The sequence below is a fragment of the Limnoraphis robusta CS-951 genome (assembly GCF_000972705.2).
On sequence record NZ_LATL02000301.1, the window covers coordinates 59,844 to 72,077 of the forward strand.

Annotated in this window: 11 protein-coding genes; 3 read left to right on the plus strand and 8 right to left on the minus strand. The window is 42.8% G+C overall.

The features are described from left to right. Window positions 1-49 precede the first annotated feature (49 nt). Complete coding sequence (locus WN50_RS25420; RefSeq protein WP_046277445.1) at window positions 50-628, plus strand: Npun_F5749 family FMN-dependent PPOX-type flavoprotein; 579 nt, start codon at window positions 50-52, stop codon at window positions 626-628. On the opposite strand, the gene cysE is transcribed toward WN50_RS25420, so the two are convergent. From cysE to WN50_RS25440, 5 genes are all read right to left on the minus strand, one after another. Next, window positions 618-1,448, minus strand: a complete 831-nt coding sequence (gene cysE / locus WN50_RS25425; protein ID WP_046277446.1) for a serine O-acetyltransferase — start codon at window positions 1,446-1,448, stop codon at window positions 618-620. The two genes, WN50_RS25420 and cysE, sit on opposite strands and share 11 nt — an antisense overlap. A 140-nt stretch (window positions 1,449-1,588) precedes the next feature. Further along, on the minus strand, window positions 1,589-1,816 hold the full coding sequence (locus tag WN50_RS35500; protein ID WP_072075642.1) for a zinc ribbon domain-containing protein: 228 nt from the start codon (window positions 1,814-1,816) through the stop codon (window positions 1,589-1,591). Continuing rightward, window positions 1,806-2,015 carry an IS200/IS605 family accessory protein TnpB-related protein gene (locus tag WN50_RS35505; protein WP_342586782.1) on the minus strand — a complete coding sequence of 70 codons (210 nt, stop codon included), beginning with the start codon at window positions 2,013-2,015 and terminating at the stop codon, window positions 1,806-1,808. The genes WN50_RS35500 and WN50_RS35505 overlap by 11 nt, the downstream gene beginning before the upstream one ends. Window positions 2,016-2,630: 615 nt before the next feature. Then, window positions 2,631-6,446, minus strand: coding sequence for a DUF4347 domain-containing protein (locus WN50_RS25435; RefSeq protein ID WP_046277448.1), 3,816 nt, complete (start codon window positions 6,444-6,446; stop codon window positions 2,631-2,633). A gap of 557 nt (window positions 6,447-7,003) precedes the next feature. Continuing rightward, window positions 7,004-8,395, minus strand: coding sequence for an ankyrin repeat domain-containing protein (locus tag WN50_RS25440; RefSeq protein WP_046277449.1), 1,392 nt, complete (start codon window positions 8,393-8,395; stop codon window positions 7,004-7,006). 381 nt (window positions 8,396-8,776) lie between these two features. On the opposite strand from WN50_RS25440, the gene WN50_RS25445 reads away from it, so the two are divergent. Further along, complete coding sequence (locus WN50_RS25445; protein WP_046277450.1) at window positions 8,777-9,247, plus strand: DUF4079 domain-containing protein; 471 nt, start codon at window positions 8,777-8,779, stop codon at window positions 9,245-9,247. 134 nt (window positions 9,248-9,381) lie between these two features. Here WN50_RS25445 and WN50_RS25450 read toward each other — a convergent pair whose 3' ends face one another. Next, window positions 9,382-10,122: a DUF1997 domain-containing protein gene (locus WN50_RS25450; RefSeq protein ID WP_235441126.1), complete on the minus strand. Its 741-nt coding sequence runs from the start codon at window positions 10,120-10,122 to the stop codon at window positions 9,382-9,384. A gap of 409 nt (window positions 10,123-10,531) precedes the next feature. Between WN50_RS25450 and WN50_RS25455 the strand changes: the two genes are divergently transcribed. Then, entirely contained in the window at window positions 10,532-10,909 is a 378-nt protein-coding gene (locus WN50_RS25455; RefSeq protein ID WP_046277451.1) for a hypothetical protein, read from the plus strand. Between the two features lie 66 nt (window positions 10,910-10,975). On the opposite strand, the gene WN50_RS25460 is transcribed toward WN50_RS25455, so the two are convergent. Together WN50_RS25460 and WN50_RS25465 are read right to left on the minus strand one after the other, a co-directional pair. After that, window positions 10,976-11,275 (minus strand): DUF2288 domain-containing protein, encoded by a 300-nt coding sequence (locus WN50_RS25460; protein WP_046277452.1) that lies wholly within the window; start codon window positions 11,273-11,275, stop codon window positions 10,976-10,978. Window positions 11,276-11,370: 95 nt separating this feature from the next. Continuing rightward, window positions 11,371-11,937: a lysophospholipid acyltransferase family protein gene (locus tag WN50_RS25465; protein WP_082172558.1), complete on the minus strand. Its 567-nt coding sequence runs from the start codon at window positions 11,935-11,937 to the stop codon at window positions 11,371-11,373. Window positions 11,938-12,234 lie beyond the last annotated feature (297 nt).

A 12,234-nucleotide genomic window follows, 5' to 3' on the forward strand; every position in this document is an offset into this window, starting at 1 on the left:
TTAGAATGCGATCGCTTTAAGCTAGGAATTGTTGTGTACAACTCTTAAGATGATCCTTGCGCCTTGGCGAGAACCTTTAGCCCGTGCTTTGCATCGAAATCGTAGTTTAGCTTATTCTCGTTATTTTCAACTGGCAACGGTTCGCAGTGATGGGCGTCCTGCCAACCGCACTGTTGTATTTCGGGGGTTTTTAGAGAATACAAATCAACTAAAAATGATTACGGATAGCCGCAGTCAAAAAGTCGAGGAAATTGCAGGAAATCCTTGGGGAGAAGCCTGTTGGTATTTTCCGAAAACTCGTGAACAATTCCGTTTATCGGGTCAACTGACATTAATTACGGCTGAATATCACGCTCCGATTTTATTGCAAGCCCGTCAAACTATTTGGCAAGATCTCTCTGATAATGCTCGATCCCAATTTTACTGGCCTTCACCGGGTCAATCCCGTGTAGATGAGGCTGAGTTTACCCCGCCAGAAGCCTTTCCGATGGAACCCCCTGCTGATTTTTGTTTGTTGCTGCTCGAAGCTGAACAAGTGGATCACTTAGAATTGCGGGGGGAACCTCAGAACCGTTATTTGTACTGGCGAGAGGAGAATCACTGGTTAACTCAAGAGGTCAACCCTTAATACACTTATCTAAATGCCAAATTCCCGAACCATCGAGAAACTCTAAAATCGCTTTATCCTTGAGACTGCAACAAATTTCCCCGGAACTGCAATCAACTTCTGACTCTTGGGAGTCGTTAACAAGATTTTTTTGGGGAGTCAAGGATAGAGAAGATTCACTTAAAACCACAGTGGGAACTCTAGAAAGCTGATCGTTGAGAGTGTGAACCTGATTTTCGAGAGCTTCTATTCGATCCATTAAAGTCCGAATCACAACAGCTTCAGAATCCGGTAAGCTACCATGTTCGAGGGGATCAACCCGTACACCCGAACGGTAGACCACTCGTCCTGGAATTCCGACAACGGTACAATCAGAAGGAACATCTCGCAATACAACCGAACCCGCACCGATGCGGACGTTATTGCCGATTTGGATATTCCCGAGAACTTTAGCACCTGCACCCACAACAACATTTTCCCCCAAGGTAGGGTGTCGTTTGCCGCTTTCTTTTCCCGTTCCACCCAGAGTGACTCCCTGATAGATCAGACAATAGTCTCCAATAATTGCTGTTTCACCGACAACAACCCCCATGCCATGATCGATGAAAACACCCGTGCCAATGGTTGCGCCGGGATGAATTTCAATCCCCGTTAGAAAGCGAGCGATATGGGAGATTAGTCGAGGAATAAAAGGCATTCCCAGACTGTACAACCAATGGGCTAGACGGTGAAACAACAACGCTTGAAGCCCTGGATAACAAAACAGGACTTCTAGCCAGTTCCGAGCCGCAGGATCGCGCTCGAATATTATGCGGAAGTCAGCTAAATGGCTCTTGAACACGATTCTAAATGTTTGTCAGACCACTAATCTATATTAGTCGATCTTGGTCTCACAGCGATTCAACAGATAGAGAGAATTCCGAATTCTGAGGATCGTCTTTCACTGCTTTATAAAACTGATATAACGCGGTACAAACCGTGTTAATGTTTACTTCCTGCATCACCCCGGACTGTCGGCAGCACCCGGTCAGACAGGCTTTTTACCGAGAAGCCCTCGGCATAATGTAATAAATTCAGACTCGCATTATAGTCACGATCTTTGACTTCACCGCAAACCTGACAATTGAAAACTCGTTCTTTCAGTGCTATTTCTTGAACGTGACCGCAACTTGAACAGGTTTTAGTTGACGGGTAAAATCTATAGCGCAAAAACTACAACTGAGCCGTACCACGAGGATTTATACTCGACTTGGCGGCGAATTTCATAAAAAGCAGAATCGGCAATAGCACCCGCTAATTTATGATTTTTCATCATCCCAGAAACATTCAAGTCTTCTAACCCGATGACTGCGTGGTTTTTGCATAGCCATGAGGTTAGTTTGTGAATTGTATCTAGGACAGCATAAATCTAGGCTACTCGCAGTCAAGTTCATCCGTTAAATCCTTATTCTATCCGTTTTTAGTATTGCTCGAATGTCTTCGACCATTTCTGGCTGTGGCGAAAGTTCTTTTGGGTTGAGAACAATCAACTCACAATTTCTAAGGTCATATCTACGCTGTCGATCTGGGGGGTTTTTATGGCGTGCGATCATAGCCTTGTTTCCCCCTACACCCCTAATCCTAACATTTACCCCCAAATATTTAGCGGCTTGTCTTCGCGGCTTCAGGTACTTGGTCATCTAATTGTGGTTATTAACGCACCTAGAGTAGCGTGTTGTACCTGAAACTGTCAATTAAGTCTTAGCTCCTATAGAAGTCTGAACACAGTTACCAGTCACCCTGGGCCTGACGGCACGATTTGTCAGTTGGATTAATAAACATCAACTTTCCGCACTTCTCCCTGTATCTCAGCCCAGAGGAATAGTTCCTAGAGAATGTTTTCCTAAATTGCTTGTTTAACATACTACACTTTGAAGTGCAGCCGCAAGTCACGAAAATTTTCTCTGTTTGTGTGTCTGTGTGGCGCGTGTTTTTTATTCAGATTCAGCTTCTTGGAGAAAGTGGGTATTTAATTGAGTGAAATTTAGAACAGAGTTACGAAATCATCTGCACTGATAACAGCAGCATCAACCCCGTTTAACGTGGCGATTAATTCGTTAGTATTGGCGATGCGAATAACTGTTGAATTTCTATCTTGAGCGATCGCTAACTGTTCAAAGGTTAATTCTTTCCCTAATAATAGTTTATCAGTTCCGTTTTCAAAGTCAAACAAGAAATCACTTCCTGAACCTATTACAAAAGTATCGCTTCCACTTTCACCTACGAGGGTATTATTTCCCAAATCACCACTAATAAAATCATTACCCTCTCCACCTACTAAGGTATCATTTCCCTGACCTCCATACAATGTATCATCATCCGCACCTCCTAAAATCAAATCATCACCTAAATTTCCCAAGAGTAAATCTTTACCCTCTCCAGCGCAAATACTATCATGATCTTGACCGCCATAAATACTATCATTTCCTACATTTCCAAATAATTCGTCAGATCCTTGATTTCCGAAAATTATATCATTGCCATCACTTCCACTAACAACATCATTTCCGATATCTCCAAACAGCCAATCTTCTCCTAAACCTCCCCAAAGGTAATCATTCTCTTGGCCGCCATAAAGACTATCTTGACCGGAATTTCCCATCAAAGAGTCTTTCCCGAAATTGCCAAAAATCACATCATTTCCGTCTTGACTCCAAACAACATCATTATTTTGACCGCCATAAATGCTATCATTTCCTAAACCTGTATCAATGTAGTCGTTTGCTTGATTTCCAAAGATTAAATCATCGCCATCTCGACCATAAATATTGTCATCTCCCTCCATCCCAAAGATAGTATTATTATTTGAATTACCAATAATTTCGTCATTTTCAACGGTTCCTAATGTGAGTTCATTATCAGAAGCATTGATGGTTTGAACAACAGAATTTGGGTTAGCTGTAATTTCAAGAATGGTTCGACATTTCCACTCAATATTAATGTCGTCAGGAGTTGGAATAGGTGTTGGAGTCGGTTGAGGTTCGGGAACAGGTTCGGGTGTGGGAATAGGTTCGGGAACAGGTGCTGAGTTGACTACACCAGAAATAGCAAAGTTAAACGGGTTTTCATCGCTATCATTGGTGACAAAAGACAGTTCACCGTTAACAGTATTAGCAACCGTTGTATCAAGTTGAACTTGAAAAGTTCCTTGAGAACCCGCAGCAATAGTTGTCGGGAAAGTTCCTATTAAAGTTAACCCCGTCGGAAGTTGTAAGTCAGAAAGGGTTAATTCCGCAGTTCCGCTATTTTTCAGGGTGAATATTTGGCTAACTTCGCTTCCAACGGTTGAGGTTCCAAAGTCAAACGTTCCGGTATTATCTGAAATATTAATGCTACCATTAATAACTTCTATTTCGGGGATGGGGTTAGCAGCAACAACAGCAGAAATAGCAAAGTTAAACGGGTTTTCATCGCTATCATTGCTGGTAAATGAAAGTTCACCGTTAACAGTATTCGCGACTGTTGTATCGAGTTGAACTTGAAAATTTCCTTGAGAACCCGCAGCAATAGTTGTCGGGAAAGTTCCTATTAAAGTTAACCCCGTCGGAAGTTGTAAGTCAGAAAGGGTTAATTCCGCAGTTCCGCTATTTTTCAGGGTGAATATTTTGTTAACTTCGCTTCCAACGGTTGAGGTTCCAAAGTCAAACGTTCCGGTATTATCTGAAATATTAGTGGTATTTTGAACAACTTCTATTTCGGGTAGCGGAAACACATATTCATAAGACCCAATATCAACAATTGCAACACCATTATTATCGCCATCTAACGGACGAATTTGACTGAGTTGGTCTGTTGTCGGTGCGTTAGTATTTGTTCCCGCATCAATAGCTGAACTTCCTGTTAGTAAAGGATGAACCCATATTCCATCAATCTCTTGTAATGCACCTAATTTTGCATCAGCGACTAGAATATTTTGTGTGACCAATTCTGATTTTGGATGAGAGGTTAAACCGGGAAATTGTAGATTATTTCCACCATCAATTAACTGACGACTGCTATGATGAGCAAAATCATTAAAGTCTGCATGATTATCAACAAAAATGGTATTGCTAACGGTAATGGGAATCAGATTATTCGGGTCCCAACTAAAAATTCCTCCGCCTATTCCTTGAGATGTATTATTAGCAATAGTAGTATTGGTAATATTAGTTGAGGAGTTAATTGTCATGGCTCCCCCATAAGCATCTCCCGTCGGATGTTCGGCTTTGTTCCCTGAAAAAGTGCTATTAATAATGTTAGATTGAGTTGATTTAACATCAATCCAAACACCTCCTCCACTAATCGCTAAATTATCATCAAACGTCGTATTTTTAATGGTAGCTAAAGCAACATTTCCTGTTCTTAGTCCACCTCCGTTAGCAACTCCTTTATCATTTGCAATGACAGTATTTTGAGTAAATCGGCTATTTTCAATCAAAATTTCGTCATTATCATAACCAAATAAAAATGCACCACCACCACTTCCAGCACCAATATTTCCCTGAAAGTAACTATTTTGAATTAACGCTGTACCGCCTGTTTTAGTTCCGTCGGGATAGGTGACTTTTAAACCATCAGTATAAACGGCTCCACCAAAACCGTGACCATTTGCACCAGCCCTAGTATCATTATTAATAAACTGGGAATTTTTGACAGTTAACCAACTGGCTAAACTGTTAATTGCGCCGCCATTTATTCCTTTGTTATTTTCAAAAATGCTATCTTCTAAGGTGAATTCTACATCTCTCACATGAATAGCACCTGCACCTTGTTCACTCAAGCTGAGGGTTCCATCATTATTGGTAAAACGACTATTTTTAACAAGGGCTTTACTGAAGTGGTACACGGTTAATGCACCGCCTTCTCCGGCTTTGTTATTTTCAAATTCAACATTTTCAATGGTAATATTTGTTCGTCTTTCGGCAAAGATACCACCACCTCTATCCCCTAAGAGTTCGTTGGGGTTATTCGCGTAGCCATCCGCTATTTTGATATTTTTTAGACTAAATGTGGTGTCTGGCTGTTGATGAAACACGCGAGAGATATTATTTCCACTTAGAGTTAAACCCGTAGCATTTACACCGTCAATAATCAGGTTTTTATTGATGTCTAATTCACCACTGGTTAACGTGATTTTTTGATTGGCTAAACTCGAGTCAAACTGAATAATATCTCCGGCTTGTGCGAGAGAAATAGCTTGCCTTAATGAACCCAGTCCGTTATCATTAATATTGGTAACGGTGAGAACTGTAGCTAATATTCCTTCGTAAGCAGCTAAGATATCCGGGTTAATCGGTAAAGTCCCATGAATTTCTCCCGTTTGATAGTTTAAGTTCCAAGTTCCGCCTAGTTTTGAATTTCCAATAATATCTGTTGATGCTGCGATATGAACGCCAGTTAATTCACTGAGTTTCAGCACGAAAACTGAACCAATTCCGGCTGCAACTTGACACCCATAGAGTAAAATATTAGCAGTTTTGGCAAGAACATTTTGCCAATCTTTTAACTGGTTTTGATATCGAGTAATCGTTTCGAGTTTAAGTTCCGCATTCCCTAGCAATAAACAACCCGGATGACCATGAGAAAGAATATGTATTTCATTAATTTCTGTGCAATACTGAAGTTTATGGATTTTTAGTGCTTCAGTAATTTGCTCAATTCCATCCTGCTGCGAGTCTAGAATAAAAACAGTTGTATTTGGATTGACTCCAGCTATTAAATTATGATAATATTCTAAACTAGCATCGATAAAGATAAGTGTTTCAGATTGAAAATTGTCACAGTGAGCGGCAATTTCATCAACACAAATTGAAGAGAACATTGTTGATACTCCAAGAGGGTTTGTATTGGTAGATACGTCCCTGGAGTTATTCATTCAGGCTTATTTTTTAGAGAAGTTTTGATTTAAATCTCATCTTTAAACCACTACAATTATCCTCGAACACCCCATCTAATGAGGTGCAAATAGCAAGCTTATATTGACTGAGAATAGAAAAGCTAAATTCTACCCGATCAAAAATAAATATGAGAGAAAATTGTGATCATCTAAAAGTCTCCAAGAGTTAAAGTGAAGGTAGATACACCCTTGGAACCCACTGCATTTTAATTCTGAAGCTTGATGAACCCTACCCGTAGTAAATAGGTTGACACTTTCACCCAGCCACCCTCGGAAAGTGTCAAACCTAACTGACTCAACAATCTACCACAGGAGTGTATTACCAAACCTAAACTAAATTTAGGTTATCTTTTTGAGTCCTATCTCTATTAATAACCGGGGTCGGGGTGAAATGTCTTCGGGAAATTTACGGATTAATATGTGTTTATTTAACACCTACCTTTTTGCAAAAATCCGCATACTCTCCCCTAAAATAACAAACGTTAATCTTGAGCGTTAGCATTTCTCAGGTATTTGGCGATCGCTTTATCACCTTGAAATTCTGCCAACATCAAAGCCGTACATCCGCCTTGATTTCTCAAATTCACATCAGCCCCCGCCTCAATTAAAGCTTGTACAGCCTCTAAATGCCCTCTGTGAGCCGCCCACATCAACGCTGTTGCTCCCACCTCATCCTGCTGGTTAACTTGCGCTCCGTGCGCTAACAACGCCCGCAAAACTGGTGTATATCCCCGTTCTCCTGCTTTCATCAGCGCTGTTTTTCCCGCATCAGCCGGAACATTGACATCAACCCCAGACTCTAGCAACACCTTCACCGTTTCGAGATCATTGTGTAGAGTCGCCAGCGTCAAAGCTGTTTCCCCAAAAATTTTAGTCTTGAGGAGTTGAGGGAGGTTATCAGGAGAAACCCGTTGTAAAAGGCTGGCACAAATTGAGCTATAACCCTGTAATAACGCCACCATAACAGGCGTATCCCCCAGTCGGTTAGCGATACTGACATCAGCACCCCAACTCACAAGAAGTTCCACCATCGCGGCGTGTCCTTCCACAACTGCTAAATGTAGGGCTGTTTCTCCATCTTGATCTTGGGCTGCGATCTTAGCCCCCGCATCAAGAAGCTGAGAAGCGATCGCCACATTTCCAGAAGCGGCAGCCGCCATCAATGCAGTCCCCCCATCCTCAGTTGTCGCGTTCACATCAGCCCCAAATTGAATCAGAGTTTTGACCATTTCGAGATGATTTAAGTCTACCGCTTGCATCAGGGGAGTTTCACCGTCATTGTTGGGGATGTTAATATTAATTCCAGCGCTGGCGATCACTTGAATTAGTTTAAGATTTCGCTGTTGTATTGCTTCGGTTAACACAGCAGAAATAAATTCCTGACTCCCAACAACGCTTTCTAGAAGAGTTTTAATTCCATCCCAATGGCTAGCCGACAAAGCCAGAGTAAAAGCCGTTTGTTGTTGATGATCGCGAAGGTGAAGATCCGCACCAGCACTGACTAACAAGCGGATCACCTCCACATTTCCCTTTAAGCAAGCCACCATCAGCGCCGTGCTACCGTTGGGGTTTTTCGCATTCACATTCGCCCCATGTGCCAACAATAACTTAATCGTGTTGAGTTGACCATGAGCAACCGCCAACATTAAGGCTGTTAAACCATAGCGTTTGCTCGTGTAGTTAACTTCAGCTCCTTTTTCTAGTAAAGTTTGTACGATGTCGATATAACCCGCTCGTGCGGCCAGCATCAAAACCGTAACACCATCTTGATCTTTGGCATTGGCGTTGACCCCTTTGGCGAGTAAGGCGCGGGTATGAATAATGTTCCCCGTCTTAACAGCCCGAATTAATGTACTGTCTTGTGTAGAACCCATGAACGTCTCTCATCCTACTCGGTAAAGAGGACTGCACAAACACCCTCCCGAGAGGAGGGTTACGCAATTTAATATACACCTTGCATATTCTCAGGAACCTCCAAAAACCGTCAATCCCCATTTTTCAGTGACCAGTTACCAGTTACCAGTTACCAGTGAACAGTTACCAGTAAACAGTTACCAGTAAACAGTTACCAGTAAACAGTTGTCCCAACTCCCAACTCCCAACTCCCAATTGCCTATTCCCAATTGCCTATTCCCTATTCCCTCTCCCCTCTTGCCTTTTGCCTCTTGCCTCTTGCAAGATTGCCTATTCACTGATCACTGTAAAAGCTGTTATGCTAAGTTTTATGAAGTTTCTTAATCCAACCGGAGAACACTATGGAGCTGCCTATTCCTGAGTCTGTAAAACCCTGGCTCAATTTTTTTCATCCTGTTTTAATGTTTGTTTTGCTTGCTCTAACCGTTTATGCCCTGTATTTAGGGATTCAAATTCGCCGAACCCGCAGTGCTGAAGGTGAGGTCAAAAAAGAATTAATCAAAGGGAAGTTTAACCTCAAACACCATCAAGTTGGCTCTCTGTTGCTGGCTTTTATGGTGTTAGGAACTTTGGGAGGAATGGCAGTCACCTATATTAACAACAATAAATTATTTGTCGGCCCACACCTACTCGCAGGGCTAGGAATGACCGGGATGATTGCTATTTCAGCCTCTTTAACGCCCTGGATGCAAAAAGGATTTGATTGGGCCAGATACACTCACATTGCTCTTAATGTCACCTTGCTGGGATTATTTAGCTGGCAAGCCTTAAGCGGAATTGAAATTCTCCAGCGCATTATCAGCAAAATGTAAACCCAATGTAGACTTTGTGCTGAAACTGGGACTGATCATCAGTAAGAGGCAAAAGGGAAAGGAAGCCGAAAAAACCATCTCCGTTTCCAGAGCCTTTAACCTTTTGCCTTCTTCTGTGTGAGCTTCATTTCGTCTCAACTCATGCCTTTTTTGCGCTTTCCCTGAGTCAGAAAGGCAAGATTCTCTGTGGTATGAAAATCCATCTGAGTTTTGTAACTTAAGCGTCGAGACACTTGCTTGACAATTTGAGCCAAAAGGCGATCGCCTGTTTTTTGAATGATCGACTCAGACATTGCCAGAATAAACTTAGGAAACTTCACCCCAACATACAAATCTAATGTCCATTGCGCCCCAGTAATGGCGATTGGACGTTGAGCGGGCTTGATCCCCTGTTCTTGACAAAATTCATCAATGGGCAATTCCACTAATTTCATCGTCGCTTGAAAATCAATTTCATATCCCGGAGGAGTATAGCCGGGAATGGGAACACTGCGAATGCGGTAGATTCCCTGTTCATCGGGTGGGACTAACTCTAAGCCAATCCGAGCCTCAACCTGATAGCCAAAGGAACCAAAACGACCAATTAACAGATCATAGGAGTTCTCGCCGATAGGCTGAGTTTGCATGGGTTCCGCACACCGACAAAACCAACCTTGATGGTTGCTGAGATATTCCCCAACCCGATCTAAGTCAGCATACATTTCCATGCAATCCTCAAACCGAGTGTAGAACCAAGTGGGTTCAACCTGATCTAATCCCACTCTATCGGTCTGTTCCGCTTGAGGAAAACTCAAAGCGTCAGTTAAAAACTCTTCAGAAATCGCTGCCGATTGTAGGTTAACCGAATTTTGGTGCATCATGGGTTCTCCTGCCATATGATCTGCCTAACTCCAGAATGCCTTTTCTTAAGGTCTGATGGCTACAATGAAAATACTGAACTTTTCAAATTTACCCTGATACAGTTTAACGTCTATACTCAGCATATTCATCTAGAGTTGACCTGATAATCGCTACTAACTAGAGGAAAAAAATCATCCCCTCAAGGGGTGACAAGTAACTTGAAAGGTAGACTAGGTGTTCGGTGCAAGGTTTTGGAGCTAGGGAAAATGCAGGCTGTCCGGGAAGGACTGTGGGTGACTCCCGCCCTAATTCCCTATTTCTAATTTTTAGATTTTTTTCCCAACCTCCTCTCAATTGCTAAAATTGACCGAAAAAAACCTCCAATGGGCGGAAGCTCAATTAAGTTGGATTGTATAAAGTCTCAAATGAGGAGCAATAGAAGCGATGACAGTCGATAAATACCAGGTTTTAGTCGAGCAACGTTACGCACGGGCTGGATTTGTTTTAACTCAACTGATTGAAACCGAATGGCGACGGGTGTTGCGAGAACTCGATTCCCTGGATATAGACTCAGGTGATGTATCGAGAGCGGCTCGTTTGATCGGACAATATCAAATGCTCGATCAATTAATGGCGGCTTTGTCCGAAGGGAGTTTGAGTTCGGATTATGAAATAGAAGCTCAATGGCGTCATAAACTGGTTGAACGGGTGATCGAAGGATTTGGTCTACAGATGAATACACCTCCATCCTCACTCAGAAGATACAAAAGTCTAGCCCAACAAGTCGCTGAGATTTGTGGACTTGAGGTGATCAAAGACTAAAATCTTGAAAAGAAGATCGGGGAGGATCAACTCGCTCTACAACTCAATCTTCTCCTCCCCCATTCTTCAACTGGAAGCGGAGAGTTCCTGGACTAAGATAAAAGGCTGGACAATCAAAGCATTAAACCGTTTAGCCCGGTTATCATTCCAAGCGCTTACCTGTTGAGCAGAGGGTTTGGCAATCAGTTGTTCACTGATCCAATGCTGTACAGAAGATGTATTATCGTTCGCGATCGCTTCGCCGACATCAAGTAAATCCATTGTCTCGTTGACAACCACAACCGCATCGCGATCATTATGGGGAATCAACCATTCCCATGTCGCTTCATCTAAATTTTCTGCAAGTTGTTCTCTCAATTCCTGCATGATATTTCCTGTGTTCTTCGCTACAGCCTTCTAGAAAGACATTCTGTTAGTCTAACGCTAGCTGCACCGATTTTGTCAGTTCTGATTAGACTCGCTCACCGCCCTAAGTCATGCAACCCGTTAAGAATATCAGCACATTTTTGGGTGATTGCTTCGAGTTCTTGGCGTTGAGTTGAACGAGGCGGATCAATCAGCTCACCCACACGCACCGTTACAGGAACAGGTCGAGGCATCCCAGAGCCTTCTTGAAGTATGGCATGAGTTCCCCATACACAGACGGGTAATAAAGGTGCTTCTGCTTTAGCTGCAATTAAAGCTGCACCCAGTTTCGGGTTGTGAATGCGACCATCTGGAGTGCGCGTCCCTTCCATAAATAAACCTGCCGCCCAACCTTGTTCTAGATAATCAAGAGCGGCCCGAATGGCGCTGCGGTCTGAGGCTCCCCGTTTCACCGGATAAGCCCCATACAAGCGGATGGCATCCTTCAAAATGGGAACTTTGAAGAGTTCTTCTTTTGCCATGAATGCCACCGGCCTTCCCATAGAGCTAGCAACGATAGGGGGATCGAAATCACTCGCATGATTACTAACGATAATCACTCGTCCCTGCTGAGGCATCCGTTCCAATCCATGAATCCGTCCTCGAAAGTACAGATGAAACATCGGTCTGACAACTGACTGCCTGAACAGTTGGTAGAAAAATAAACTCTTGAGGGGTTCTCGATTCGCCACTGCTGATGAACTTTTGATCAGAATTGATATTAGACTATCAGGTTTTTGACCCCGTTTGATGACTTAAAACCTTCAGGGGGCGACAAGGTACTCAAAAGCCTTGTCCAGATGCTGTTAGAGCGGTTTTCCTTAGAAAAAAAATCCCCGTTGTCGAGCTAGTCACCTCAGCCTTACTCGCCCCAGGGCTGGCGCAATTCTAAGCAAGAAATTGTCGGGGTTGATGGGGTT

What these genes read in the sequence shown, in the direction of transcription:
- WN50_RS25420 (WP_046277445.1), top strand. Translation starts at nt 50, where the DNA reads ATGATCCTTGCGCCTTGGCGAGAACCTTTAGCCCGTGCTTTGCATCGA.
- WN50_RS25450 (WP_235441126.1), bottom strand. Translation starts at nt 10,122, where the DNA reads ATGGCAGGAGAACCCATGATGCACCAAAATTCGGTTAACCTACAATCG.
- WN50_RS25455 (WP_046277451.1), top strand. Translation starts at nt 10,532, where the DNA reads ATGACAGTCGATAAATACCAGGTTTTAGTCGAGCAACGTTACGCACGG.
- WN50_RS25465 (WP_082172558.1), bottom strand. Translation starts at nt 11,937, where the DNA reads ATGTTTCATCTGTACTTTCGAGGACGGATTCATGGATTGGAACGGATG.
- WN50_RS25445 (WP_046277450.1), top strand. Translation starts at nt 8,777, where the DNA reads ATGGAGCTGCCTATTCCTGAGTCTGTAAAACCCTGGCTCAATTTTTTT.
- WN50_RS25440 (WP_046277449.1), bottom strand. Translation starts at nt 8,395, where the DNA reads ATGGGTTCTACACAAGACAGTACATTAATTCGGGCTGTTAAGACGGGG.
- WN50_RS25460 (WP_046277452.1), bottom strand. Translation starts at nt 11,275, where the DNA reads ATGCAGGAATTGAGAGAACAACTTGCAGAAAATTTAGATGAAGCGACA.
- WN50_RS25435 (WP_046277448.1), bottom strand. Translation starts at nt 6,446, where the DNA reads ATGTTCTCTTCAATTTGTGTTGATGAAATTGCCGCTCACTGTGACAAT.